The 23,959-nt window shown below is 70.1% G+C and carries 25 protein-coding genes and 1 pseudogene; 10 read left to right on the top strand and 16 right to left on the bottom strand.

The window, feature by feature from the left end; translation table 11 throughout:
* The first annotated feature begins 37 nt into the window (after positions 1 to 37).
* From EAO79_RS02920 to EAO79_RS02900, 5 genes are all read left to right on the top strand, one after another.
* A complete protein-coding gene (locus tag EAO79_RS02920; RefSeq protein WP_124767719.1) occupies positions 38 to 352 on the top strand; it encodes a helix-turn-helix transcriptional regulator in 315 nt (104 codons plus the stop codon).
* 92 nt (positions 353 to 444) lie between these two features.
* Positions 445 to 888 carry a hypothetical protein gene (locus EAO79_RS02915; RefSeq protein WP_124767718.1) on the top strand — a complete coding sequence of 148 codons (444 nt, stop codon included), beginning with the start codon at positions 445 to 447 and terminating at the stop codon, positions 886 to 888.
* A complete protein-coding gene (locus tag EAO79_RS02910; RefSeq protein WP_124767717.1) occupies positions 881 to 1,207 on the top strand; it encodes a transcriptional regulator in 327 nt (108 codons plus the stop codon). Before EAO79_RS02915 ends, EAO79_RS02910 begins: the two co-directional genes overlap by 8 nt.
* A 125-nt stretch (positions 1,208 to 1,332) precedes the next feature.
* Complete coding sequence (locus EAO79_RS02905; RefSeq protein WP_124767716.1) at positions 1,333 to 1,686, top strand: UBP-type zinc finger domain-containing protein; 354 nt, start codon at positions 1,333 to 1,335, stop codon at positions 1,684 to 1,686.
* On the top strand, positions 1,683 to 2,780 hold the full coding sequence (locus EAO79_RS02900) for an FAD-dependent oxidoreductase (RefSeq protein ID WP_206428269.1): 1,098 nt from the start codon (positions 1,683 to 1,685) through the stop codon (positions 2,778 to 2,780). The genes EAO79_RS02905 and EAO79_RS02900 overlap by 4 nt, the downstream gene beginning before the upstream one ends.
* Before the next feature lie 203 nt (positions 2,781 to 2,983).
* Here the strand turns inward: EAO79_RS02900 and EAO79_RS02895 are convergent, their stop codons facing one another.
* Together EAO79_RS02895 and EAO79_RS02890 are read right to left on the bottom strand one after the other, a co-directional pair.
* Complete coding sequence (locus tag EAO79_RS02895) at positions 2,984 to 4,204, bottom strand: MFS transporter (protein ID WP_124767715.1); 1,221 nt, start codon at positions 4,202 to 4,204, stop codon at positions 2,984 to 2,986.
* A 31-nt stretch (positions 4,205 to 4,235) separates the two neighbouring features.
* Complete coding sequence (locus EAO79_RS02890; RefSeq protein WP_124767714.1) at positions 4,236 to 5,027, bottom strand: SDR family NAD(P)-dependent oxidoreductase; 792 nt, start codon at positions 5,025 to 5,027, stop codon at positions 4,236 to 4,238.
* Between the two features lie 198 nt (positions 5,028 to 5,225).
* Here EAO79_RS02890 and EAO79_RS02885 point away from each other — a divergent pair, with 198 nt between their 5' ends.
* Complete coding sequence (locus EAO79_RS02885) at positions 5,226 to 6,305, top strand: GlxA family transcriptional regulator (RefSeq protein WP_124767713.1); 1,080 nt, start codon at positions 5,226 to 5,228, stop codon at positions 6,303 to 6,305.
* On the opposite strand, the gene EAO79_RS02880 is transcribed toward EAO79_RS02885, so the two are convergent.
* From EAO79_RS02880 to EAO79_RS02860, 5 genes are all read right to left on the bottom strand, one after another.
* Complete coding sequence (locus EAO79_RS02880) at positions 6,302 to 7,105, bottom strand: family 1 encapsulin nanocompartment shell protein (protein ID WP_124767712.1); 804 nt, start codon at positions 7,103 to 7,105, stop codon at positions 6,302 to 6,304. The genes EAO79_RS02885 and EAO79_RS02880 overlap by 4 nt on opposite strands.
* Positions 7,106 to 7,107: 2 nt before the next feature.
* Entirely contained in the window at positions 7,108 to 8,175 is a 1,068-nt protein-coding gene (locus tag EAO79_RS02875; RefSeq protein WP_124767711.1) for a Dyp-type peroxidase, read from the bottom strand.
* An 8-nt stretch (positions 8,176 to 8,183) separates the two neighbouring features.
* The gene (locus EAO79_RS02870; RefSeq protein ID WP_124767710.1) at positions 8,184 to 9,077 is read right to left on the bottom strand and encodes a helix-turn-helix domain-containing protein; all 894 of its coding nucleotides are present in this window, start codon (positions 9,075 to 9,077) and stop codon (positions 8,184 to 8,186) included.
* 95 nt (positions 9,078 to 9,172) lie between these two features.
* Positions 9,173 to 10,390, bottom strand: coding sequence for a cupin domain-containing protein (locus EAO79_RS02865; RefSeq protein ID WP_124767709.1), 1,218 nt, complete (start codon positions 10,388 to 10,390; stop codon positions 9,173 to 9,175).
* Between the two features lie 126 nt (positions 10,391 to 10,516).
* Positions 10,517 to 11,062, bottom strand: coding sequence for a hypothetical protein (locus tag EAO79_RS02860; RefSeq protein ID WP_124767708.1), 546 nt, complete (start codon positions 11,060 to 11,062; stop codon positions 10,517 to 10,519).
* 184 nt (positions 11,063 to 11,246) lie between these two features.
* Between EAO79_RS02860 and EAO79_RS02855 the strand changes: the two are divergent.
* Positions 11,247 to 12,068, top strand: a pseudogene (locus EAO79_RS02855) (helix-turn-helix transcriptional regulator); the annotation flags it as partial.
* A 38-nt stretch (positions 12,069 to 12,106) separates the two neighbouring features.
* Here EAO79_RS02855 and EAO79_RS19285 read toward each other — a convergent pair.
* From EAO79_RS19285 to EAO79_RS02825, 7 genes are all read right to left on the bottom strand, one after another.
* Positions 12,107 to 12,676, bottom strand: a complete 570-nt coding sequence (locus EAO79_RS19285; RefSeq protein WP_159876324.1) for a hypothetical protein — start codon at positions 12,674 to 12,676, stop codon at positions 12,107 to 12,109.
* A 97-nt stretch (positions 12,677 to 12,773) separates the two neighbouring features.
* Entirely contained in the window at positions 12,774 to 13,634 is an 861-nt protein-coding gene (locus tag EAO79_RS02850; RefSeq protein ID WP_124767706.1) for a helix-turn-helix transcriptional regulator, read from the bottom strand.
* A gap of 7 nt (positions 13,635 to 13,641) precedes the next feature.
* The gene (locus EAO79_RS02845; RefSeq protein WP_124767705.1) at positions 13,642 to 15,282 is read right to left on the bottom strand and encodes a chromosome partitioning protein ParA; all 1,641 of its coding nucleotides are present in this window, start codon (positions 15,280 to 15,282) and stop codon (positions 13,642 to 13,644) included.
* Between the two features lie 124 nt (positions 15,283 to 15,406).
* Complete coding sequence (locus EAO79_RS02840) at positions 15,407 to 16,351, bottom strand: hypothetical protein (RefSeq protein ID WP_124767704.1); 945 nt, start codon at positions 16,349 to 16,351, stop codon at positions 15,407 to 15,409.
* 90 nt (positions 16,352 to 16,441) lie between these two features.
* Positions 16,442 to 17,182: a FadR/GntR family transcriptional regulator gene (locus tag EAO79_RS02835; RefSeq protein WP_124767703.1), complete on the bottom strand. Its 741-nt coding sequence runs from the start codon at positions 17,180 to 17,182 to the stop codon at positions 16,442 to 16,444.
* 41 nt (positions 17,183 to 17,223) lie between these two features.
* Positions 17,224 to 18,690, bottom strand: coding sequence for an APC family permease (locus EAO79_RS02830; protein WP_124767702.1), 1,467 nt, complete (start codon positions 18,688 to 18,690; stop codon positions 17,224 to 17,226).
* Positions 18,691 to 18,751: 61 nt separating this feature from the next.
* A complete protein-coding gene (locus tag EAO79_RS02825) occupies positions 18,752 to 19,531 on the bottom strand; it encodes a carbon-nitrogen hydrolase family protein (protein WP_206428268.1) in 780 nt (259 codons plus the stop codon).
* A 124-nt stretch (positions 19,532 to 19,655) separates the two neighbouring features.
* Between EAO79_RS02825 and EAO79_RS02820 the strand changes: the two genes are divergently transcribed.
* From EAO79_RS02820 to EAO79_RS02810, 3 genes are all read left to right on the top strand, one after another.
* Complete coding sequence (locus EAO79_RS02820; protein WP_124767701.1) at positions 19,656 to 20,711, top strand: nitronate monooxygenase family protein; 1,056 nt, start codon at positions 19,656 to 19,658, stop codon at positions 20,709 to 20,711.
* Between the two features lie 70 nt (positions 20,712 to 20,781).
* Complete coding sequence (locus EAO79_RS02815) at positions 20,782 to 21,441, top strand: hypothetical protein (RefSeq protein WP_192003894.1); 660 nt, start codon at positions 20,782 to 20,784, stop codon at positions 21,439 to 21,441.
* Positions 21,438 to 21,704, top strand: a complete 267-nt coding sequence (locus EAO79_RS02810; protein ID WP_124767700.1) for a hypothetical protein — start codon at positions 21,438 to 21,440, stop codon at positions 21,702 to 21,704. Before EAO79_RS02815 ends, EAO79_RS02810 begins: the two co-directional genes overlap by 4 nt.
* Before the next feature lie 252 nt (positions 21,705 to 21,956).
* On the opposite strand, the gene purB is transcribed toward EAO79_RS02810, so the two are convergent.
* Both purB and EAO79_RS02800 read right to left on the bottom strand, forming a co-directional pair.
* Entirely contained in the window at positions 21,957 to 23,339 is a 1,383-nt protein-coding gene (purB, locus tag EAO79_RS02805; RefSeq protein WP_064296029.1) for an adenylosuccinate lyase, read from the bottom strand.
* The gene (locus EAO79_RS02800; protein WP_079704175.1) at positions 23,336 to 23,863 is read right to left on the bottom strand and encodes a low molecular weight protein-tyrosine-phosphatase; all 528 of its coding nucleotides are present in this window, start codon (positions 23,861 to 23,863) and stop codon (positions 23,336 to 23,338) included. The genes purB and EAO79_RS02800 overlap by 4 nt, the downstream gene beginning before the upstream one ends.
* Positions 23,864 to 23,959 lie beyond the last annotated feature (96 nt).

Genomic DNA, 23,959 nt, shown 5'->3' with positions numbered 1-23,959 from the left:
ACATCGTGGAATCGCGATATTGCGATATGTTTGACGTATGACGAATGCTGACGAGTTGGACCTGGTGGCCGTCTTCAAGGCGCTCGGTCACCCGACGCGCCTGGCCATCCTGGGGTGGTTGAAGGATCCCGAGTCGTTCCCGCCGCAGGATCAGCCGGCGGCCGAGGTCGGCGTGTGTCTCAAGCACATCCAGGCGAGGGCTGAGGTGTCGCAGTCGACCGCCTCGCAGTTCATGGCCACGCTCCAGCGCGCCGGCCTCGTGACGTGCACTCGGATCGGCCAGTGGTCGCACTATCAGCGCGACGAGGCCGCGATCGAAGCGCTCGGTCGGCACGTGACGCTCGCCGTCTAGGGGGGCGCGATGGCAAGCGTCGCGCCCGATGGTTGTTTCCTTTGGGGAAACACTATGATAGTTTCTTCAGACGCAACGACTGGAGGTCGATCATGGATCATGAAGACGCACAGGACCGCTTGAACCAGGCACGAGACGCCTCGCGCCGCTCCGCACGCCAGGGAGCGCTCACCACCGCCATCCTCACCGCGGTACTCATCACCGCGCTCGGGGTCGTCGTCGACCTCGACATGGTCTGGCTGCTCGGACTCGTCGCCATCGGGTTCGTCGCCGTGTCCCTCGCGCGCCCGGTGAAGCTCCGCCTCGACTGGTCGGACCGGACCGGCGTACTGCTGCTCACCGCGAGCGGCGTGGCGGTCGCCGTGGTCTACGTCGTGACCCAGTGGATCGCCCGTTCCGCAGGTGTCTCCGTACCGAACACGGTGTCCGCGGTCGTCGCAGCCGTCGTCGTGTTCGCCGTCTGTCTGCCCGCACTGGTGCGCCTCGCGAACGGCTCCACGCCGCTCGGCGGACGGTCGGGGTCGCGCGATGCCTGACGACGATGCAGCCGAAGACGCCGCGGTCAGCCGCCAGGCGCTGAACCCGCTCTTCCACGAGCCTGCCCGTCTCGCCCTGCTGTCCGCACTGGCGCCCGCCGAGTACACCGACTTCGCCTCGCTCCTGCGCATCACCGGCGTCAGCAAGTCGGCCCTCTCGAAGCACCTCTCGGCGCTCGCCGACGCCGGGGTGATCGAGGTCGGGAAGAGCGACACGGACCGCCGCGGCCGCCGCATCGCACTCACCGCGGAGGGCCGGGTCGCCTTCGACTCCTATCTCGACGCCCTGACCGCGATCGTGCAGAACGCTCGGGGCTGACGGGATGCTGCGCGAACGAACGGTTGACGAGCCTTCGATTTCCGACTGAGGTCGAAGCGGGCCGCGCACGGAGGGCCGTACGGTGAGTCCACGTCACCGCAGCACGAGCCGAGATGAGGTCCACCATGGACGACGTCGAGCAGTACATCAAGCCGGACGTCCCGCCGTCCGGGCCCGGTTGCGCCGAGTGCGAGGCGACCGACAGTTGGTGGCTGCATCTCCGCCGCTGCACGTTCTGCGGGCACATCGGATGCTGCGACGACTCCCTGAACAAGCACGCGACGAAGCACGCGACCACCACCGGTCATCGCGTGATCCGGAGCTACGAGCCGGGTGAGGACTGGTTCTACGACTACGGCACGGAGGAGTCCTTCGTCGGTCCGACCCTCGCGCCTCCGCTCAGTCACCCACGCTCGCAGACGGTCCCCGGGCCGCACGACCGTGTCCCCGCCCAGTGGGAACGACTCCTCGGTTCATGACCGTCGTCGGGGAGGTGGCGATCGCACCACTGCTCGTGTTCGAGCGGTCCTTCGGTCGCGAGGCCTTCGCGATCCGTGACTACCTCACCCGCAGCGGTGTCCCGTTCCAGACGGTGATCGTCGAGACGGACGAGGACTGTCGGACGCAGCTCGGTGCGGGTCTGGCGGAGGCCCGGCTTCCCGTCGTCGCCTTCCCCGACGGCACCCGGCTCGCCGATCCGACGCCCGCGCAGATCGCCGAACACTTCGGCTGGATCAAGCGACCGCGACGCAGCGAGTACGACGTCCTCGTCTACGGCGCCGGACCGGCCGGCCTCTCCGCCGCGGTCTATGCGGCGTCCGAGGGACTCGATGTCGCCGTGGTCGAACGGGACGCCGTCGGTGGTCAGGCAGGATCCAGCAGCCTCATCGAGAACTACCTCGGCTTCGCGCACGGCATCTCCGGTGCGGCCCTCGCGGAACAGGCTCGTCGACAGGCGATCGCGTTCGGCGCGGAACTGCTCGTCATGCGGCACAGCCTGAGCCGGAGCTTCGGCGATCATCACATGCAGGCCGAGCTCGCGGACGGCTCGCGACTCTCCGCGCGGGCGGTCGTCTGTGCGACGGGGGTGCAGTGGCGTCGCCTCGGCTTGCCGAAGGAGGAGGAGCTGGAGGGCTCCGGCGTCTACTACGGCGCCGGCACGAGCGAGGCGTCCTCGTGCGTCGGCGAGCACGTCTACATCGTGGGCGGTGCGAACTCGGCGGGCCAGGGGGCGATGAACCTTGCCGCGCACGCTGAGCGGGTCACCGTCCTCGTCCGCGGTCACTCCCTCTCGTCGACGATGTCGACCTACCTCCTGCGGCGACTGCTCGCGGCTCCCAATGTCGAGATCCTCGTGGACACGACGGTCACCGCGCTCCACGGCGAGGACCGCCTCCGCGGCCTGACCATCGACTCCGCGGGGACGACGACCGACGTGCCTGCGTCGCGCCTGTTCATCTGCATCGGCGGGAGCCCCAACACAGCCTGGGCCCGCGACTCCGCGGTCGCGCTGGACCCTCGCGGCTTCCTGCTCACCGGAGGCGACCTGCTGCCGGAGCACCTGTCGGCGTGACCGCTCCGCCGTCAGCCCCTGCACCTCGAGACGAACCAGCCCGGCGTGTTCGCGGCCGGTGACGTCCGCGCCAACTCCATCAAGCGGGTCGCGTCGGCCGTCGGCGAGGGGGCGATGGCGGTCTCCCTCGTCCATCGCTACCTCGCCGAGACGTTCGGGTAGGCCGAAGCCGACACCGCCCGTTCAGTGGCAGCCGGGCCCGGTCAGGGGCGTCCGGCCGCTCGCCGGGTCATCGCGACACCGGCGAGCACCGTCGTCACCAGTACGAGCGAGACGAAGATCAGCAGCACGTCGATCTCCGGTGCGAAGGTCAACGCGAAGCCGATGGCCAGCACTGGGAGGGCGAGGCCGCAGTAGGCGATCAGGAACACGAGCGACAGCGTCTCGCCCCGCCGGGCGGGATCGGCGAGTGATCCGGCGGTCGCGATCGCCGACTTGAACAGAACGCCGACACCGAGTCCGGCGATGACACCGCCGACGAGGAAGACACCCAGCTGCGGCAGGACCGCGCCCGCGGCGACCGCAGCGAGTCCGACACCGCAGCTGACCGTCGCGATCAGGAGCTGGCGCTGCAACGGGAGTCGAGCGAGCAGCACCTGACCGAGCGCGGCGGCTCCGAACACGGAGAACGTCGTCACACCGGCGAGCAGGTGGTCGGGTGCGTCGAAGGTGCCGATGAGGATGGTGGGTGCGAGTGAGGTGAACAGGCCGAGGAGCGCGAAGCCGGCGAAGGCACCGAACCCGGCAGCGATGAACGCCCCGCGGGACGACGCCGGGACCGCGAGGCGCTGTGGTCGGTAGCGCCTCCGCGGCTCGCTCTGCTCGACGGTCTCGGGCACGGAGACCATGACGATCGCGGCGATGACGAGCGCCACGAGGAACACCGCGTGCGGGAGCACGAGCGGGTTCGGGAGGAACTCGGCGAAGAGTCCACCGATGAGCGGTCCGAGGGCGAGACCGCCCAGGTTGCTGGCTCCGGCGACCGATGCCGCGACGATCGAGTTCTCGTCGGGCCGGGCGACCGCGCGCAGTTCGCCGAGGTGCGCGGTCGCCGTCGCGGTGAGTACGCCGATGCTGACGCCGTTGACGACCCGCGCGACGATCAACCCCTCCACGCTACTCCAGAGGAGGAACAGCACTGCCGACAGCGCCGAGATCAGGATCGCGATGAGCAGCATCCGCCGCCGCCCGACCCAGTCGCTGATGTGGCCGACGAAGAAGAGGCTGAACACGACGCCGACGGCGTAGGCGGCGAAGATGACGGTGATCGTCGAGACGGGGAACCCGTCCCTCGCCTGGTACAGCGCGTACAGCGGCGTCGGGACGGTCGAGTAGGCCATCACCAGCAGGAACGTGGTCGCGACGATCCAGAACCCGGCACCGTGGGAGACGCGGGATCGGGTCGAAACGGGGGAGGTCGTCATCGGGTCGCTCGGCTCTCGGTCGGTGTCGACGTCAGGGCAGGATCGAGTCGACGTAGCCGCCGTCGACCCGGAGCGCGCCGCCGGTAGTAGCGGACGCGAGCGGCGAGGCGAGGTACACCACGAGGTTCGCGATCTCGATGGGCTCGATGAGGCGGCCGATCAGCGACTGCGGGCGGTGCAGACGCATGAACTCCCGCTGGGCGTCGTCCCACTCGAGCTCGTCGCCGACGAGCTGCCGGACGAAGGTCTCCACGCCCGGCGTGTGGGTGGGGCCGGCGATCACCGAGTTCACCGTCACGCCCGTCCCTGCGGCGGCCTTCGCGAAGCCGCGGCTCACCGCGAGGAGCGCGGTCTTCGACATGCCGTAGTGGATCATCTCCTCGGGGATGACCACGGCGGAGTCGCTGGCGATGTCGACGACACGACCCCAGCCGCGACCGGACATGCCGGGGAGCAGTAGCCGGGTGAGGCGAGCGGCCGACAGCACGTTGACCTCGAACATCGACCGCCACTGCTCGTCGGTGATGTCCAGCGGCGGTACGGCCTCGAAGACACCGAGGTTGTTGACGAGGATGTCGACCTGGCCGGCCTCAGCGACGAGCCGTTCAGCTCCCTCCAGGGTGGTCGCGTCTGCGGTGATCCCCCGAACAGACTCGACCGATTCGGTGTCGAGCGAGAGGACGGCGGCCTCGAGGCGATCGGCGTCGCGGCCGTTGACGATGACGTCCGCCCCCGCCTCGACGAGCCGCGCGGCGATGGCGTAGCCGATCCCGCTCGTCGAGCCGGTCACCAGCGCGGTGCGATGGGTGAGGTCGAGGGGGATGGTCCCCGCGCGTTCGAGTCACATGAGCGGATCTCCTTGGGCGTCGTGGAGTGGATGGCCCGGATTCCAGGCGGCGGGCCCGTCCGACCGAGGCTACGCCGGCGCCGGGCCGGAGTCTTCGGACGTTCGTCGGCGGCAGGTGCGACAGAAGTCGAATCCGACGTTGGCCGGGGCGCTCTCGTCGGGCAGGATGTGGGGATGAGCCCGCCCCAGCAGGAGCCAGGACCACAGCCCATCCTCGGAGGACCCACGCGACGACGCCGCGTCGGGATCTTCCTGTTCGACCAGGTGAAGACGCTCGACTTCGTCGGCCCGGCCGAGGTGTTCACCGAGGCGAACCAGCGGGTCGACGGCTACGACGTCCGGTTCTTCTCCCACGACGGCGAGGACGTCGTCACGTCGATGGGACTCCGGGTCGGCGTGGACGCCGCCGCGGCCGACAGCGGCCCGCTCGACCTCGTGATCGTCCCGGGGAGCGAGTCCGCACCACAGGTGTACCGCCCGGAGGAGGTGCAGACCGCGGTCCGGCTCCTCGCGGCCCGAGCCGAGCGGGTGGCATCGATCTGCAGCGGAGCGTTCGCCCTCGCGGTCACCGGGCTCCTCGACGGCAAGTCGGCGACGACCCACTGGAAGTTCACCGGCGCGCTCGCCACCGCCTACCCCTCCATCGACGTCCGCCCCGACTCGATCTTCGTCCGCGACGGCGACACCTACTCCTCGGCCGGGGTCGCCGCCGGGATCGACCTCGCGCTCGCGATCGTGGAGGAGGACCACGGTGCGGACGTCGCACGCTCCATCGCGCAGCTGCTGCTCGTCTACATGCGCAGGTCCGGCGGCCAGTCGCAGTTCTCCGCCTCCGTCCGCGCGAAGCCGGCGCGGACCTCGATCGCGAAGGCCGTCGCGGACTACATCCACGGCGATCCGACCCGTGCGGGATCGTTGGCCGACATCGCCGCACACGCGAACGTCGGCGTCCGCCACCTCAACCGGGTCATCCGGGACGAGCTGGGCATGACGCCCATCCAGTACGTCGGCTCGCTCCGACTCGACGTCGCGCTCGGCATGCTGGAGGCCGGGGACACGGTGGGGCAGGTCGCCGCTGCCGCCGGGTACGCCAGCCCGATCGCCTTCCGCCGTGCGTTCGCGGCACGGTACAACACGACGCCCTCCGAGTACCAGCGACGGTTCCGCACGACGGGCGTCGGCGTGGCCGAGGCGTCCCTGCAGACCCGATCGCGCCTGGCGGGCCCGATCGACGGAGCCGTGTCGCCGCGCTAACGGATCGCGACGGCAGCCTCTGGCGTCACGACGCGGAAGCTGAAACTCTCCTCGAGGTACAGGCTCACCGACTCGGCCGAGTGCGCCGCATAGCCGAGGGCGATGTCCTGACCGGATTCGAACAGGAAGTCGCCGCCACGTCGGCTGAGGACGACGGCTCCCTCGATACCGGGCGTCCAGACGACCTCCCCGCCGAGGATCGCCTCGATGTGCGAGGACAGCCGCGCACCACCGCTGTCGTTGCCGCCCGTGACCGACACCCAGCCCGGTGCGTCGATGGCCAGGGCGTAGGGGCCGCCGACCTCGGCCCGCGCGAGCGTCTCGACCGCCGTGGCGACCACCTGTGCGAACCGCGTCGGGTCGTCGTCCCGTGTCAGCGGTGGGTGCGGCGAGGCAGCCGTCGCACCCGTGTACCCGGCCGCGGACCAGCCGGACAGGATCGCCGCGTTCTCCACCGTGGACAAGCGGGTGACCGCGTCGTCGAGCGGGGAGAGGTCCACGTCGAGTGCGCCTCTCGCCGCGCTGTCCAGCTCGCTGCGCATGAGCGCGAAGTCGGCACGCACCTCCGTCAGGGGCAGCGACGCACGCTGTCGGGCGATCACCCCGTCCATCGGGGCGTCGACGACCGCGCCGACACGGCCGATGTGGGTGGAGGAGTGATCCCAACCCAGCGGGCCGGCGAAATCGACCACCCGTCGGCCGCCGAGCACCGGGGTGAGGCGTGCACGGGCCTCGTCGTCGAGCATCTGCCAGGTCTCATCGGTGATCGGCGCGAGGTGTCGGAAGAGATGGTTGTTCACGGTCACGTCCTTTCGGGAGCGGTTTGGAGCGAGCCGAGACCGAGGGAACCGTCAGCGGGCTCGGGCGGCGAGGCAGGGATGACGGCGCTCGCCGGATCAGCGGGGCCGGACGGGGCCGGATCGTCGTCCATCGCCTCGAGGAACGCGGCACTCGGCGCGAAGAACACGGAGCCGGTCCGGGCCGTCGAGAAGTCGAGGAGCCGGTCGTGAAGTCCGGGTGGGTCACCGATGAACATGCGCTGGAGCATCCGCTCGATGACCCAGAGCCGTCGGGCGTACCCGATGAAGTAGGTGCCGAACTCGCCGCCGGCCGGGCTCCCGAACGGCATGTTGTCGCGGAGGATGTCGTGCTCGGCACCGTCGACGACGATCGTGGACAGGGTCTTGTGCGACTTCTGGCCGGTCTCCGCATCGTCGAGTTCGACGTTGTCGGCCTTGGCGCGGCCGATGATCGCCTCCTGCTGTTCCGTCGTGAGCGCGCGCCAGCGGTCGAGCGGATGCGTGTACTTCTGCACCACGACGTAGCTGCCACCGGCGAAGGCCGGGTCCTCGTCACCGACGAGCGTGGCGTCGGGAAGGTCCTGCCCGACCGGGTTCGCCGTGCCGTCGACGAAGCCGAGCAGGTCACGGACGTCGAAGTACCGGAAGCCGACCGTCTCGTCCACGACCTCGACGGCGTCGCCGAGCAGGTCCAGGAGCTGCCGCTCGAACTCGAAGCACAGATCGCGTCTCGCAGCGCGGATGTGGAGCAGGACGTCGCCGGGCGTGGAGGGCGCGGTGTGCCGGTCGCCGACGACCGCGGGGAAGACATGCAGCTCCCTCGGTGCGGGACCGCGCGTGAGCTCACCCCAGACGCGCGCGCCGATCCCGACGGTGCAGGACAGGGCGGCGTCGAGGTCGCGGAAGGCGACGTTCTTCAGGACATCGGCGACACCCGCCAGGGTGCTGCGGACGGTGTCGATCGCGCCGACCGCGTCGCGCACGGTGAGCACGAGGAAGACGGCGGTCCCGCTGAGCGGCGCGTCCACGGCCTGAGGCTCGATCGGGACGCGTCGTGCTGAACTGGTCACGTCGACCTCTACTCGGTGCCAGCGGTCTGCGGGTGCAGCTGCCGCACCGGGGCGACGGTCTCCGAAACGCGTCGGCGTCGGCTGGACGCGGACGACCGCTCCGACGCGGTGGGGACGTCGTTCCAGAGGCGGAGCAGCTTCAGCGACAGGTGCAGCGTGCTCCGCTTCAAGCCGTCGGCCAGCGCGTCGCGCACGACCTCCGGCATGGTGTCGAGCCGGTAGTAGAGCGTCGTGCGGTGGATGTGGAGCCGCTCGCACGCGACGACGACGTTGCACCCGGCGTCGAGGTAGGTCTCCACCGTCTCCCGACGCACGGGATCCGCGTGCCAGAGCTCGTCGGCCGCCGGTGACGCCGAGGTCACGAGCTGCGGCCCGCCGCCGATCGCGTGCAGGAGTCGCCACCCGCCGAGATCCTCCGCGCGGGTCGACCCGAGCGCGTCCCCGACCTGACCGACGATCTCGGCAGCGGTGCGGGCCTCGTCGACGACGCCGAGCAGGTCGTCCTCGTCCGCGTGCAGCACGGCCGAACCGATCGCGGCGATGCGGACACCGGCCGGCGCGACGGAGCGGACCCACTCGTCGACGGGCGAGGCGGCGCGTCGTTCGGAGGTCACGAGGACGAAGCCGCCGACGTGATCGAGGACGAGCGTGTGGTCGCGGCCGTCGTGACGGAGGGCCCGCGCGTACTCGTCCCGCTCCATCGTGCTCGTGGTCCCGAGCAGCACCGAACGCACGACCACCTCACCGTAGGAGTCGAGCCAGCGCCTCGAGCGCGCGGTCCTGAGCGCGTGGCGCCGCCGGTCCCGGTGGTCGCTGAGCATGTCGATGAGGACGAACGCCCGGTCGTCCGAGATGGACCAGGAGCCCTCGGCCGGTTCGATCGTGCTGCGTTCGCTGTTCATCGGTGCCTCCGCGCGGTTGAACGAGTGGTGTCCCGCTCAAGCTAGGACGGATGGCCCTGGGCGAGCGTGGCCCGCCGAGAGCCACCCTGCCCGGATCACGGACGCAGCGGCGTGATCCCCTGCGCTTCCCGGGGGAAGGTCGCCAGGGTCGCCTCGTCGATGTTCAGGTGTGCGGCGACGAGCGACGGCGGCACGTGCGCCAGCCAGTTCGCGAGCGACACCTCCTCGTACCGGTCCGTGCGGAACACCTCGAGGAACTGCAGCACGTCGTCGCCGGTGTTCTCCACGTAGTGTCCGAGGTTCTTCTTCACGACACCGATGTCGCCCGGGCGGAAGTCGGTCGTGTTCGCGTGGGGTCCGGTGTTGAAGACGGTCATCCTGGCGGATCCGCGGAGGTAGTACTGCCACTCGTCGGCGTTGGGATGCCAGTGCAGCTCGCGCATCGACCCGGGTTCCACCGTCACGAGCGCTGCGGCGACCGACTGCGACAGCGGGAAGTTGGTGCTGTCCGCGATCTGGATGCTCCCGCCGCTGTTCCGGTGGAGTGGCGTGGACCGCGACAGCCGGAAGATGATCGGTTCCGACGCTCCCCACTCGACACCGGCGTCCTCCTGGTCCTTGGCGAGCGGGCCGGGCTCGTCGCCGGGGAAGATCCAGAGGTTGTGGAGCGGGATGTCCGCAAAGGTCTCCTGGGCCACCCCGAAGTTCTTCGCCAGCACGTCCGGCGGTGTGTGGGCGAACCAGTCCGTGAGCAGCAGGGTGTTGGACTCCGACTGGTCGCCGTCGTCGAACGCGAGCACGAACTCGGCGCCGTCGGGACCCAGCCCCTGCAGGGAGTGCGGCGTCCCGGCGGGGAAGAACCACAGATCGCCTTCCTCCACGTCCTCGACGCTGGGCATCCCGGATCGGCTGAGGGTGGTGACCCGGCACCTGCCACGGGTCATGACGGCCCACTCGGCCGTCTGGTGCCAGTGGAGCTCGCGGATGCCGCCTGACTCGAGGTACATGTTCACGCCGGCGATCTCGTCGGAGATCGCGAAGTCCTGCTTCGTCACCTCGCGCGCCCACCCGCCATCCTGCACACGGCGGGGCGAGATGTTGAAGGACGACCAGAAGAACGCCTGCGTACTGATGTCGGTTCCTGGAGCGTCGATCTGGTTCGGGAACTGGCTTGCGATTGCCGAGTTCTGTGGGCCGGTCATCTGCGTGCTCTGCGAGTGGCGGAGCGTGTTCACCTCGCCCTCCGCCGGAAGATCCGGATTACCCAGACTCGGGGTCTCGTGGTGCGGGACGGTGTCATCCGTCGAATCCATGGTGTCCTCCTCGCTCCGCCGCCCTGCGGCCTGGATCGTCTCCAGCCCAGCAGGGACGGCACGACAACCCTTCCGACGGATGACGAGATCGTGCCCGTCGGCGGTCGGATCGTGGCGGCCCGCTCGTCAGGTCCGGTCGGGGGACTGCCCGGCGAGGACCGCGAGCAGCCGTGCCGAAGCCTCGTCGCACGCTCGCCAGACCACGAGACTCATGCCGAAGTGTTCGGGGACCTCCAACTGGAGGTAGCGCAGCTCGAGACGCCCGAGATCCGGACGGTCGAAGGTGAACGACTCGGCCGCATCGGGTCGGAGGTCCGGCTCCAGCCCGGCCCAGGCCTCGGCGAAGCGGCTGTTCCCGGAGCGGAGTTCGTCCACGAGGCCCTCGAAGACCGCGTCCCACTCGTGGGTGCCGAGCGACTTCCGGAGTTCGCCCACCACATGCTCGGTGACGAGGCCGGGATCGGGACTCGCCCGGAGGACCTCCGGGCGGAGGAAGGTCGAGCGCAGCAGGTTGGCTCCTGGACGGAAGGCCCGCGACAACGCCTGGGCGAGGTGGTTGGCGTGCAGCACCGTGAAGTGGCGGTCGTGGACGAACGCGGGGACGGTCGACCAGGAGTCGATGAGATCGACCAGGTCCTGAGGGAGCCGATCGGCGGGTCCGCGCTCAACCATGCGACCACGATAGTGACGTCGGGCGGCGACCGGGTGGGACGCGCAGGGTCAGGCTCAGCGAACGACCGATCGTCGGTCGACATGTCCAGAAACGACCCATGATCGGCCGCGGAAGGATGCATACAGACGAGCTTGCTGGGGGAGGATTGGCGTCGATCCCACTCGCTCTCCGGAGGACGCGGCGATGTCACCAACTCGACTTTCGAATGCTCTCGGCGAGTTCCTCCGCGCGCGCCGGGAGTTCGTGCGGCCAGAGCAGGTCGGCATCGGCGCCGACACGTCCCGACGGGTGCCGGGCCTGCGCCGCGAGGAGGTCGCGCACCTTGCGAGCATCAGCCCCGAGTACTACCTGCGGATCGAGCAGGGTCGTGTGCGGCGGCCGTCGGAGCAGGTCCTCCTCGGGCTCGCCCGTGCCCTGCTGCTGGACGACAGTGGACGCCGATACCTGCTCCGGTTGGCGAGCCCGAGGCCGTTCATGCGCGCGGTCGACGACCGGTCGACGCGACTCGACGACCGGGTCGCCCGGCTCCTCGCGCACTGGTCCGGCACGCCCGCGTACGTGAGCGACGACAATCAGTACGTCGTCGCCGCGAACGCGCTCGCGCGGGCATGGGTACCGCCGGGCATGCTCGACCCCGGGGTCAACCTGCTCGTCTCGGCCTTCGAGCAGTACGCCGACTTCCGGGGCACCACGTCGCCCGACGCACCGGAGTACGAGCGCATGCACCGGGAGTGGGAAGGGACCCTCCGCGACCTCACCGCCCCGCTCCGCTACTACGGCCGACCGGACGATCCGCGCCTCCAGGAGATCGTCGGGATGCTTTCGGCACGGCACCCGGTGTTCCGGACGATCTGGGCGGAACACCTCGTCAAACCGCAGATGTCCCGGCGGACGCGCACGTTCATCGAGCCGCTCGGCTGGGTCGACTTCCGGGCGCAGACCTTCGAGGTCCCGCACACGGACCAGTTCCTCACGGTGTTCTTCGACGAGCCAGGCTCAGCTGCGGCGGCGGCGATCGCCTACCTCGCAGCTCGGGACGAGCTTCAGCGGGAGGGCACCGGATCGCTCGAGGTGGAGGGCTCGTCCGGCGAGACCGCCTCGGACAGCCGCTTCAGCCGCGCCCGGGACGATGCTCCCGACGGGACGAAGACCAGCAGCAGGTCGCCCTCGGGCCCGGGCGCGTTCAAGACGTTGTAGACCATCCGGACCTCCCCGGCCGGCGTGGGGAAGACGATTGGGCCCGACGTCCCGGAGTGGCCGTCGCCCGAGGCCCAGGTCTGGGCGAAGTCGCGCGACTTCGCGGAGAGTTCGCCGATGATCCGAGCCGCCGGGCGATCCGTATCGTGCTCCTCGACCGACCTCTTGAGGAGCTCCGCGGTGGTCTCGGACATCCGGGTCCACAGCGGATCGCCGACGACCCGGTCGGGGGAGAGGAACGCGAAGCGCGCCAGGTTGACGCCGGTGTGGAACGCCGGCGTCAAGCGTGCCGCCGCCGGATTCGCCTCGAGCACGTCCAGCGTGCGGTCGCAGAGGACCACGGGTACCTCTCGCCACGAGTCGATGAAGTCCCTGATCCGGTCCCGGCGCTCACGCACGCCCTCGTTCGCGATCATGCGTCCACGGTAGGCGCTGCGACCGCCGTCGGCTACCCCTCTGGTGCCCGCCGGCCCACCTCGGTCAGCGTGCGCCGGTCATCGCTCCGGATGGCGGTCAGTCGGCCCGGGCGGCGAGGTAGGCGAGCACCGCGGCCCCTGGGGAGCCGCGCTCTGCGAAGACCGTCGTCAACTGATGACCGGGCCAGTCGGGGACGAGGAGGTGCTGATACTGCAGCTCGACGGTCCCGAACTCGTCGATCGAGGCCCGAAGTGGACCGCCGGCGAGGGGACGGGCGTCATGGCGAGCCCAGAGGCGGGCGAACAACGGACTGCGAGCGGTGAGCTCCTCGACGATCGTCTGCAATCGAGGGCTGCTCGGATCGCTGCTGTAGCGGAGTGCTGCGACCACGGCAGGGGCGCTCACCTCCCACTCAGGGGCGATGGAACGCACCCGATCGTCGAAGTACCCGAGCACGTCGTTCTGCCCGACGTCGAGGAGGCCGCCGCCGATGCGTCGCGCGAGCGCGTTCGATGCGACGACGTCCCGGTTGCCGTCGGTGATGTACGCCCCGGTGTCGGACCAGTGGTCGAGGAGTGTCGTGTCCGGGACGGATCGTCCGGCCGGTGCGGGCGTGCCGGCGTCCAACGGTCGGCGCTCGGCCGGGAAGAGGTCCACGTCGTAGGCGAGCCGGAAGAGGTAGTCCACGGCGTGCTCGTCGAGTCGAAGGGCCCGACCGATGCCCGCCAGCACCTCCTCGGACGGGCGCTGATCCCGCCCCTGCTCGAGGCGGAGGTAGTAGTCGGCGCTGACGTCCGCGAGGGCTGCCACCTCGGTGCGTCGGAGTCCGGCGACCCGCCGCCCGTCCTCCGGGACGAACCCCGCGTCCTCCGGTCGGACCAGTCCTCGACGAGCCCTGAGGTAGTCGCCGAGCGCGGCCGCCCGCGTGATGCCGGTCTCCGATGCTCCCTGCGTCATGGCCCGGTCAGAGTCCGCGCGACACCGCGGCTGCCGCTGCGAGCCACGCCCGCTGCGTGCTCGACCGCAGGGCGTCGTGACGGATGACGCCGTTCTTCAACGCGGGATCGAAGGGGACGACGACCACATCGCGCACGTAGGGGCGGAAGTCCTCGGCGTACGCGTTGGCGATCGACGTGTCCTTGGCCTCGGCCTCGGAGACGATGACGACGGCGTTCCGCGCGAGTTCAGCACCGCGCTCGCTCACGCGGCTGACGGCGGTGAGGGTGAGCCGCGCGCCCTCCTTCTTGTCCTCGACGGTCGTGGTCGGGATGACGAGCTGGTCGGTCAGCTCCACCATGCGCCGCCAGTTGGGGGCACCGGCAGAGTTGCCCGAGTCCATGACGATCAGGCGGTAGTACTTCGCGAGGACGCGATGGACGAGGTCGACCTCGTCGGCGGTCACCACATGCTCGCCATCGGCCGCGGATCGCAGCACCTCGTACTTGTCGCCGGGCTGGTGGTGGACGAACCGCGACAGGTCGGCTCGCTCGGCGCCGGGGGAGAGGAGGTCACTCGCCGCGGCGAGGAGGTCGAGGACGGTCGAATCATGGCCGCCCTGCTCGGTCCGCCAGCCGAGCGTGCCCATGGTCTCGTTGTTGTCCCAGGCCGCGACGCCGCCACCGCCGTACCGGGCGAAGACGGACGACAGGTTGACGACGGTCGGCGTCTTGTTGGCGCCGCCCTTCTGGTTCGCGACGGAGATGGTGCGACGCCTCGGGAAGTGGCGTGACACGGCGTGGACGTCGTCACGCTCGGCGCGCTCGCTCGCGGACGGCGGCACCGAGAAGCCGAGCTTGTTGAGCAGGCCGGCGAGCCCGTGCTGCGCCGGGCCGATCGTGGGCGGCGCGAGGAACGAGGGTGCATCGCGCAGGTCTCGTCGAGCCGTGGCGGCCGGCTGGCCCGGAGCCTGCTGCTGCTGCTGCTGTGGGACCGGGGGCTGCTGCTGCTGCGCGGGCGCGACCGGCGGTGCCTGCACCGACTGCTGGACCGGGACCGCCCGCTGCGCCGGCACCGGCTGCTGCGCGTTCGGCTGGTTCGAGACCGGCTGGAACGGCGGTGTGCCGAACGCGGGCTGCTGCACGGTCGGGCGCTGCGGCGGGACGGGCTGCGGCGTCGTGGTCGCCTGTGGGTTGGCGGAGACCGGCGGCGTAGGCTGCGCCGGAACCGGCGCAGGTGTCGACGGCTGGACGGGCGAGGCACGGGGCGGTGTCGGCGGCTGAGCCGGGGCCGGGCGCGCGGGTGCCGGCTGCGCGGGCGTGGGCGGCGGCGCCTGGATGAGCGGCACACGTTGTGCCGTTGCGGGCGGTGGCGTGGACCGTTGCACGGTGCGCGCGGGCGCTGTGGACTGCGGTTCCTCCTGCAGTTCGCCGTCGACACCGATGAGGAGCACGGTGACGCTCGTCGGGTCGGTCACCGTCACGCGGATCGGTCGACCCGCCTTCCGGGCCTCCGCCTGCATCAGTTCGACGAGCTGGCGGCGGGCCGTTCCCTCGTCGGTGGCGGTCAGGTACTGCTCGGCGGTGCCGACGCGGAACACGCCGGAATTGTCCGCCAGCAGCGATGCCGTCATCGGCGGGAAGTCCTGTATCGAGGCCTTGTCGATCATGCTCTCACTCCTTCGCGGCGGGGGTGAACCCGTCCCCACTATGCCTTAGTACGGCGCATGTCGGATTTCCGGCCCCAGCCGTGACGCCTCGCCGAGAGTGCTCGTTCTGCGCTCTCGGGCGGCATCAGCGAGCGGAATGAGCACTTTCGACGAGCCTCCGAAGTCGCCGGACCCGAGCGATGAATGATGCGCGGTCGACGAAGAGGTCGTGCGCAGTGACGCGGACGACCCGCCACCCTGCTGCCTCGAACCGCTCCCTGCGAACGATGTCGGTGCGAAATCGCTGCTGGTCGGTGCGGTGCAGGTCGCCTTCGTATTCATACGCGATGCGGAGGCGAGGTTCGGCGAGATCCGGATGGAGCACCGCGGTGCCCCCGTCCACCTGCACGGGTGGATTGACGCTCGGCTCGGGGATGCCCGCGTCGATGAGCGCGAGTCGTAAGTGTGTCTCGGGACGGGAGTCGACGCCGATACGGACGAGTGGCAGGGCAGCGCGGAGAAGCCGAGCCGACCGACGAGAGCCGTAAGCGGTTACAGCAGCAGTGAGTTCGTCGATCGTCGTGTGTATGTCGACGCGCGAGCCGCCTCGAGATCGCGACCCCGATACGAGGAAGTCGCCGACAGCGACGAGGTCGGGCAGCTCGAGCATCGTCGCCAGGAGCGCGAACGTGTCCGCCGGGGCGGTGAGGGTGAAGCCTCGGACCTGTGTCGTGCGGGTCGCCTCGGCAAGCCGGTGACCGACGACGCCTCGGCCACGCGCGGGTTGCACTCCGTGAAGCGCGCCGATGTGGAGGTCCGTGGCCTGCTTGCAGGAGTTCGGAAGCGGGGCGCCGAGGAGCGCCGCCGCAGTGAGATGGCTGAAGACCCACCCCGGTCGGAGCCGAGGGGAGAACGCCGCGCAGCGCCCGAAGACGTCACCCAGGTCGACGTCGACCGAGCGCACACCCCAGAACGGTGCCTCGAGATCACTGCCGCGCAGTCTCCCGTTCGTCTCGCCGTGCAGCGCGCGGTCCCCGACCGCGAACGCCGTGCCGCGGAGCCGTGGCGGGAGCGAGCGATGGCGGGACATCGACCCATCGTGCCGATCGCGAGCTGACGCTCGCTGTCGCTCTCCACAGAGTGCTCACCGAGAGTGCGCGTTCGGTCGTTGCCGAGTCGTTCAGGGAGCGGATTGCGCACTCTCGGTGGATCCGGGGCCCGCGAGGCCGACGTACATCGAGCGGTGGAGCTCCGCGACGTGGTCGAACGCCAGGCGACTCGCTGCTGCCGCATCGCCGATGCGGAGGGCGTCGACGAGCAGAGCATGCTCCTCGTTCGACGCGCGCAGGTACTCGATCCGGTAGGGGATGAAGTAGGAGTACAGCTCGCGGGACACGCGGTCATGGAGGTCGGCCGCGCCCGGCACGCCCGCCGACACCGCCAGCTCGGCGTGGAACGCCGCGTCGGCCTCGCGGAACCGGCTCCAGTCCGGCTCGGTCCGCATGGTCGCCACGAGGTCGTCGAGTCGATGCAGGGAGGCCGCCTCCGGTGCAGCGGCGGCCCGCGCCGCCAGCCCGGCTTCGAGCGTCGCGCGCTGGTCGATGAGCGCGTGCACGTGGACGGCGTCCTCGCGGTAAGCGGCGATCTCGGGCACGGTGCCCACCGCGGGCGCATCCGCGATGAACGTGCCACCCGTGTTGCCCTGCCGCCGGACCACGACGCCCTCGTCGCTCAACGCCCGATACGCGCGACGCACCGACATCTCGCTGACCCCGAACGCTCGAGCCGCTTCCTCGGGTGCCGGGAGCCGTTGGCCGGGCACCAGCATCCCGAGCTCCAGCGCCAGCGAGATCCGCGCGCGGACGGTGTCGACGGCGGTCGTGCGTCGGATCGCTCCGAGTGAGGGCGAACCCAGATCCATGGCACCCTCGTCTCGTCGCTGATCGACTCCGCGACCCTGGTTCAGCCGGCGGTCGGTTGGTCGGCGGTCGCCTCGCTCACCGCGCCGTCCGGCTCGGCGTCCAGGGGGAACCGCTTCCCCAACACGATACCGATCAGCATGGCGACCACGGGGATGAGGGCGAGCACGACACTCACGGTGACGCTTCCGCCGGTGACGAGCGTGAAGTTCGACAGCACGAGCCACAGCGCGAACGCGAGTCCGACCACCGCGAGGATCGGGAACACCCGCGCACCCCAGGTGCGGCCGGCGACCAGCTCGGGTCGCCGCGCGAAGAACACGAGGACGGCGATCGAGGTCGTCAGCATGAGCAGCACCATCCCGACGGTCGCCACCCCGGCCATGGATCCGAAGACCCCGACGAGCGGGTCGAGGCCGGCGAGTGCGAGTGCTGCGAGGACGATGGCCGCCGTCACCGTCTGCACGATCGAGGAGGTCGACGGGGAGTGGTGTGCGGGGTGGCGCCGGCCGAGGCGGGCGGGCAGCACCGACTTCTGCGCCAGTGTGAACTGGTAGCGCGCGATGACGTTGTGGAAGGACAGCACGCACGCGAACAGGCTCGTGATGAGCAGCACCTGGACGACATCGCGCATGATCGGGCCGAGGTAGGTCGTCGTCGTGTCGAGCAGGAGGTTGCCCTCGCCGGCGAGCGTCTGCTGGGCGACCGCGACGGCGTTCCCCGCGCCGACGCCCGTCACGAGCGCCCAGCAGGAGATGGCGTAGAACACACCGATGATGACGACGGCCAGGTACGTTGCTCGCGGGATGGTGCGTTCCGGGTTGCGCGCCTCGTCTCGGAAGACCGCGGTCGCCTCGAATCCGATGAAACCGGTGAGGGCGAAGAGCACGGCGACGCCGATTCCACCGGTGAAGATGTTGGCGGGGTCGAAGGTCTCGACCGCGATGCCGTCCGCGCCGCCCGTCGCGAAGACGACGACGTCGAGCACGACGACCACGAGGATCTCGAGCGTCAGGGCGATGCCGAGCACCTTCGCGCTCAGGTCGATGTGCCGGTAGCCGAGCACCGCCACGATCGCCATCGTCGCGAAGGAGTACAGCCACCAGGGCAGGCTCGGGCCGCCGAAGTACGTGACGAGGTCGTCGAGCGCCCACCCCATGTAGCCGTACACGCCCACTTGGATCGCCGTGTAGGCGACGAGTGCGGTGAACGCGGAACCCAGACCGAGGCGAGAGCCGAGTCCGGCCGTCACATAGGAGAAGAACGCGCCGGCTTCGCGGACGAACGGCGTCATGGTGACGAAGCCGACGGAGAAGACGAGGAGGATCACGGCGGCGAGGGCGAAGCCGATCGGGGCTCCGGCGCCGTTGCCGGTGCCGATCGCGATGGGGACGTTGCCGCCGATCACGGTGAGTGGTGCGGCGGCGGCGATCACCATGAAGACGATGGAGCCGGTACCGAGCTGGCCGTCGAGGCGCTGACGCGGCTCGGCGATGGGGTTCACGGTCATGAGGTCACTTTCCAGGGGGGTCGGGGGACTCGGAGGGGGAGGGGAGGAGGGACGGGGTCCTTCAATACAGCTCGGCGCGGCGGTCGGCGAGGTAGGGGTTCTCCTGCCTGGCGCGCTTGGTGGCCTCGGGATCGATCGTGGCGATCATGAGACCGACGGCGTCCGCGTCGAGCGCGTCGAGGACCACGCCGTCCGGGCCGACGATGCTGCTGTGGCCGACGTAGGTGAGGTCCCCTTCGGAGCCGACGCGGTTGACGTAGACGAGGTGGACCTGGTTCTCCCAGGCGCGCACCGGGATGAGCCGCTCGGCGATGTGCGCGTACGGCTCCATCTGCGCGGTGGGGACGATCACGACGTCAGCACCGTCGAGGGCCGCCGCGCGGACGGTCTCGGGGAACTCGACGTCGTAACAGATGAGGACGGCGACGCGGACGCCACCCAGGTCCACGGTCGGTGCGAGGGTGTCACCGGCTACGAAGAGCTGTCGGTCGAGCTCGCCGAACAGGTGCGTCTTGCGGTAGCGGAGTAGCTCCGTCCCGTCAGGACCGACGAGGACGACGGCGTTCGCGACGGCTCCACCGGGGAGCGGTTCGGGGAGGCCGGCGAGGATCGCGATCCCGGTCTCGCCGGCGATGGCGGCGACCCGGTCGACCAGCTCCGGCGTGGCGAGCGGGGCGAGGCGGTCTCCGAGGTTGTAGCCGGTGACGAACATCTCGGGGGTGACGAGCAGATCCGCGCCGCGATCCGATGCCTGTCGGGCGGCGTCGGCGACGAGCGCGAGGTTCGCCTCGACGTCTCCGGGGACGCCGTGGTGCTGCAGTCCGGCGATGGTCAGGGTCATGGCGGTGGAGCTCCTCTGTGGGCGTGCGTCGATGCACTCAGTAAACAGCTCAAAGTGAGTTGTTTGATGTCCATCATGTTTCGATCCGGTTTCGCCCGCAAGAGGGGCGGGACATACTGGTGGCGTGCGTGCCCTTCCTGTCGACGTCCCGATCGTGCTCGGCCCCTTCGGAGGCCTGTCCTCCGTCGAACTCACCGCGACGGTGAGTGAGCTGGGCGGCCTCGGTTCCTTCGGTCTGTACGGCTACGACGCCGAGCGCATCGAGCGGACGGTCACGGCGCTCCGCGAGCGGACCGCGGCGCCCTTCGCGCTGAACCTGTGGCTGCCGCGTGGAGACGAGCTGTCGCCCGACGACTCCGAGGCGTCCTTCGCAGCCGCGGTCGAGGCGCTCCGACCCGTGTTCGACGAGTTGTCGCTCGAGCTGCCCGATCGCCCGGCCCGGTACGTGCCGCCGTTCGACGAGCAGATCGAGGCCGTCCTGGACGCGCGGCCCGCCGTGGTCAGCTTCGTCTTCGGGGTTCCGCCGCGGCCGGTGGTCGACGCGGCGCACGAGCGGGGCATCGTCGTGGTCGGGACGGCGACCACGGTTGCCGAGGGGCTCGCCCTGCAGGAGGGCGGCGTGGACGTCGTCGTCGGCACGGGCATGGAGGCCGGCGGCCACCGCGTCTCGTTCCTGCGAGCGGCCGAGGACTCCCTCGTCGGTCTGGTCGCCTTGATCCCGCAACTCGTCGACGCCTTGGACGTCCCGGTGATCGCCGCCGGCGGTATCGCCGACCGACGTGGTGTCGCCGCTGCCCGGGTGCTCGGCGCGGCCGGCGTGCAGGTCGGGACCGCCTTCCTCCGCACGAGCGTCTCCGCTGCGACGGCCGAGCATCGGGCGGCCATCGTCTCGACGCCCGCCGACGGCACCGTCCTCACGCGCGCGATGAGCGGCAGGCTCGGCCGGGGTGTCCCGAACCGGGTGCTGCGCCAGATCGAGGCGTCGGGGGTCGTCGCCCCGTTCCCGGTCCAGAACTGGCTGACCGGGCGGTTCCGCACCGTCGCCTCCGAACGGGGCGTCGCAGACCTCCAGGGCTTCTGGGCAGGGCAGGCGTCACCGCTGACTCGGAATCGGGCCGATGCCGAGGCCGTCTTCGCGGAACTCGCCGCGGGCCTGTCGGTCCCACCCAGGGCACCCTGACCCCGGTCCGCGTCGCCCGCAGGACCGCGTAAGCTGGAGGGGACTTCCTGCAAGAGATGAGACGTTCACCGTGCCCAGCATTCCGTTCGACGGCGCCAAGCACGATCGGTACTGGATGGTCCCGATCCTGCGTGCGGTGATCGCGCTCGCCACGGCGGGGGTCGTCACCTTCACGCAGGGCCACTCCTCGCAGTTCGGCCTCGTGGTCTTCGGGGTCTTCACGCTGCTGTCCGGAGCGATCGTCGGCGCCTTCGCCTTCCCGAACTTCTCCGACACCGTGACGCGCGCGTTCTTCCTCGGCCAGGGCGTCATCGGCGTCGTGACCGGCGTCTTCTCGCTGCTCGTGAGCGGCGGCGGGCTGAGCATCTTCCTCTACGTCGTCACCCTGTGGGCGGCCCTCACTGGATTCCTCGAGCTGTACAGCGGGATCCGCTGGCGCGGACGCCTCGCCGCGGCGAAGGACTGGACCGCGGTCGGTGCCTTCACGGTGCTGCTCGCCATCGCGACGCTCCTCGTCCCGCCCGGACTCGAGCAGCGATTCGCCGCCCCGGGAGGTGTCGAGGGTGTCCTCCGTGCGGACATCGTCGTCGTCGGCCTCGTCGGGGCATACGCCGCGATCATCGGCGTCTACCTCGTCATCGGCGGACTGTCGCTGCGGTGGGCGGGCAAGCGCCCGGTCACCGGCGCAGCCACCGACGACACCACCGGCACGGCTGGAGCCGCATCATGAGCAAGCCCAACCGCGACGACGTCCTGCAGCCGATCGAGCTCCTCGTGCTCTCGGGCGTCATGGGGGTCTTCACCGGCGTCGTCGTCCTGATGTCGACCCGCGAGATCGTCCTGTCGCTCATCGGCCTGGGCATCGCGTTCATCGCCTCGCTCGTCGTCCTCGCGATGCTGGCGCTCGCCGTGAAGCCCGACTTCCAGGAGAAGCTCGACCTCGACGAGCAGGACGGCGACGACAAGCGTCCGCCGTGCCCCTCCGGCCACTGACCGTCTCGTCCCTCTGGCCCTGAGCGATCCCTCCGGTCCTTCGGCGTCTTGCCGGGTCCCGCGCGTTCCCTCCGGTCCTTCGGCGTCTTGCCGGGTCCCGCGCGTTCCCTCCGGTCCCTGAGCGTCCCTTCCGGTCCTTGAGCGTTCCTTCCGCTCCCTGAGCGTTCCCTCCGGTCCCTGAGCCTGTCGAAGGGCGCACGCCGACAGGCTCGGTGACCGGTCTCCCGCTCCCCGAGCCTGTCGATGGGCGACCTACGGCAGGTAGTCCACCAGGTCGTCGGAGAGTCCGAGGTACGTCGCCGGGGTGAGCTCGAGCAGGCGCTGCTTCGCGGCGTCGCCGATGTCGAGCTTGGAGACGAACTCGACGAGCTCCGCCTGCCCGAGACGCTTGCCGCGCGTGAGCTCCTTGAGGAGCGCGTAGGGGTCCTCGATGCTCGAGCGACCGGCGGTCACCTCGGCGCGGATGACCGTCTGGATGGCCTCCGCGAGCACCTCCCAGTTGTGGTCGAGGTCCGCGGCGAGCACGTCCTCCGCGAGGTCGATCTGTCCGAGGCCGCCGAGGATGTTGTCGAGGGCGAGCAGCGAGTGGCCGAACCCGACACCGATGTTGCGCTGGGCGCTCGAGTCGGTGAGGTCGCGCTGGAGTCGCGAGGTGACGAGGGTGGCGGCGAGGGAGTCGAGGATCGCGCTCGACAGCTCCAGGTTGGCCTCGGCGTTCTCGAAACGGATCGGGTTGACCTTGTGCGGCATGGTCGACGAGCCGGTGGCGCCCGCGACCGGGATCTGCCGGAAGTAGCCGATGGAGATGTACGTCCACATGTCCGTGGCGAGGTTGTGCAGCACGCGGTTGGCGTGGGAGATCTTGCCGTAGAGCTCCGCCTGCCAGTCGTGCGACTCGATCTGCGTCGTCAGCGGGTTCCAGTCGAGGCCGAGTCCTTCGACGAACTCGCGCGAGATGGCGGGCCAGTCCGCATCGGGATCGGCGACGACATGGGCGGCGAAGGTGCCGGTCGCGCCGGAGAACTTGCCGAGGTACTCGTTCGCCTCGATCTGCAGGGCGATGCGCTCGAGTCGGTAGACGGTGACGGCGAGCTCGCGGCCCATCGTGGTGGGCGTCGCCGGCTGGCCGTGCGTGCGGGCGAGCATCGGGACGGCCCGGAAGTCGACGGCCTTGGTGCGCAGGGAGTCGAGGACGAGTCGCAGCTTCGGCAGCCAGATGGCGCGGACGGCCTGCGACACGGTGAGCGCGTAGGAGAGGTTGTTGATGTCCTCGCTCGTGCAGGCGATGTGGGTGAGTTCGGCGATGCGGTCGAGACCGAGCTCGGACAGGCGGTGGCGCACGAGGTATTCGACGGCCTTCACATCGTGACGCGTGACGGCCTCCTTCTCGGCGAGCCAGTCGATGTCGGCCTGGCCGAAGTCGAGGTAGAGCGCGCGGAGCTGCTCGATCTCCGCCGGGGTGAGCGGGGAGGAGCCGAACATGGAGTGCTCGGTGAGGTAGACGAGCCACTCGACCTCGACCTGCACGCGGGCGCGGTTCAGGCCGGCCTCCGAGAGGTACTCTCCGAGCGCCGTCACGGCGGGGCGGTAGCGACCGTCGAGCGGGCTGAGCGGCTGGGCGGGGAATTCGGTCATGGGGTGGCTCCCTGGGTCAGTGCTGGTTCGAGCTGGTGGAAGAGGGATCTGCAGGCATGGTCGATCATGCCGAGGACGGTCTCGAACATCTGGGCGTCCGAGTAATAGGGGTCGGGTACGTCGCGGGTCCCGGAGGTGCTGTCGAAGCTCAGGAGCAGGTGCACCTTGGAGCGGTCGGCGTCGTTGCCCGCCCAGGCCCGCAGGATGCGTTCGTGACTGCGGTCGAGGGCGACGACGAGGTCGTAGCTGTCGAAGCGGTCGGGGTCGAACTGCTTGGCCCGGTGGGCGGTGGCGTCGTGGCCGTGCGCTCGCAGCGCGGTGACCGTGCGGTGGTCGGCGTGCTCGCCGACGTGCCAGTCGCCGGTGCCGGCGGAGGAGACCTCCACGACCCGCTCCAGCCCGGCGGCCGCGACGAGGTCGGTGAAGACGCTCTCGGCCATCGGGGATCGACAGATGTTGCCCGCGCAGACGAAGCACACGCGGAACGGGGTCGTGCCGGGGTCGGCCTCCCCGAGGGTGTTCATGCGTCTATTCTGGCCGACCGCGCCCGAGCCGTCGAACCGTTCTCAGCTGACTCCGCTCCACAGTCCCACTCCGGTCGGCTTCCTCCACATCAGCAC

The sequence above is a fragment of the Plantibacter sp. PA-3-X8 genome (genome assembly GCF_003856975.1).
In the GTDB taxonomy this organism is placed as follows: domain Bacteria; phylum Actinomycetota; class Actinomycetes; order Actinomycetales; family Microbacteriaceae; genus Plantibacter; species Plantibacter auratus.
The sequence above is the reverse complement of the archived record's forward strand: the minus strand, read 5'-3'. Positions and strand labels throughout refer to the sequence as shown.

Bases quoted from the DNA above. Each gene is read 5' to 3' on its own strand.
- EAO79_RS02865 (WP_124767709.1), bottom strand. From the start codon at position 10,390: ATGGATTCGACGGATGACACCGTCCCGCACCACGAGACCCCGAGTCTG.
- EAO79_RS02800 (WP_079704175.1), bottom strand. From the start codon at position 23,863: ATGAACACCCTCGGGGAGGCCGACCCCGGCACGACCCCGTTCCGCGTG.
- EAO79_RS02850 (WP_124767706.1), bottom strand. From the start codon at position 13,634: ATGACGCAGGGAGCATCGGAGACCGGCATCACGCGGGCGGCCGCGCTC.
- EAO79_RS02835 (WP_124767703.1), bottom strand. From the start codon at position 17,182: ATGGATCTGGGTTCGCCCTCACTCGGAGCGATCCGACGCACGACCGCC.
- EAO79_RS02920 (WP_124767719.1), top strand. From the start codon at position 38: ATGACGAATGCTGACGAGTTGGACCTGGTGGCCGTCTTCAAGGCGCTC.
- EAO79_RS02885 (WP_124767713.1), top strand. From the start codon at position 5,226: ATGAGCCCGCCCCAGCAGGAGCCAGGACCACAGCCCATCCTCGGAGGA.
- EAO79_RS02910 (WP_124767717.1), top strand. From the start codon at position 881: ATGCCTGACGACGATGCAGCCGAAGACGCCGCGGTCAGCCGCCAGGCG.
- EAO79_RS02860 (WP_124767708.1), bottom strand. From the start codon at position 11,062: ATGGTTGAGCGCGGACCCGCCGATCGGCTCCCTCAGGACCTGGTCGAT.
- EAO79_RS02840 (WP_124767704.1), bottom strand. From the start codon at position 16,351: ATGTCCCGCCATCGCTCGCTCCCGCCACGGCTCCGCGGCACGGCGTTC.
- EAO79_RS02895 (WP_124767715.1), bottom strand. From the start codon at position 4,204: ATGACGACCTCCCCCGTTTCGACCCGATCCCGCGTCTCCCACGGTGCC.
- EAO79_RS02900 (WP_206428269.1), top strand. From the start codon at position 1,683: ATGACCGTCGTCGGGGAGGTGGCGATCGCACCACTGCTCGTGTTCGAG.
- EAO79_RS02830 (WP_124767702.1), bottom strand. From the start codon at position 18,690: ATGACCGTGAACCCCATCGCCGAGCCGCGTCAGCGCCTCGACGGCCAG.
- purB (WP_064296029.1), bottom strand. From the start codon at position 23,339: ATGACCGAATTCCCCGCCCAGCCGCTCAGCCCGCTCGACGGTCGCTAC.
- EAO79_RS19285 (WP_159876324.1), bottom strand. From the start codon at position 12,676: ATGATCGCGAACGAGGGCGTGCGTGAGCGCCGGGACCGGATCAGGGAC.
- EAO79_RS02845 (WP_124767705.1), bottom strand. From the start codon at position 15,282: ATGATCGACAAGGCCTCGATACAGGACTTCCCGCCGATGACGGCATCG.
- EAO79_RS02915 (WP_124767718.1), top strand. From the start codon at position 445: ATGGATCATGAAGACGCACAGGACCGCTTGAACCAGGCACGAGACGCC.
- EAO79_RS02825 (WP_206428268.1), bottom strand. From the start codon at position 19,531: ATGACCCTGACCATCGCCGGACTGCAGCACCACGGCGTCCCCGGAGAC.
- EAO79_RS02870 (WP_124767710.1), bottom strand. From the start codon at position 9,077: ATGAACAGCGAACGCAGCACGATCGAACCGGCCGAGGGCTCCTGGTCC.
- EAO79_RS02905 (WP_124767716.1), top strand. From the start codon at position 1,333: ATGGACGACGTCGAGCAGTACATCAAGCCGGACGTCCCGCCGTCCGGG.
- EAO79_RS02810 (WP_124767700.1), top strand. From the start codon at position 21,438: ATGAGCAAGCCCAACCGCGACGACGTCCTGCAGCCGATCGAGCTCCTC.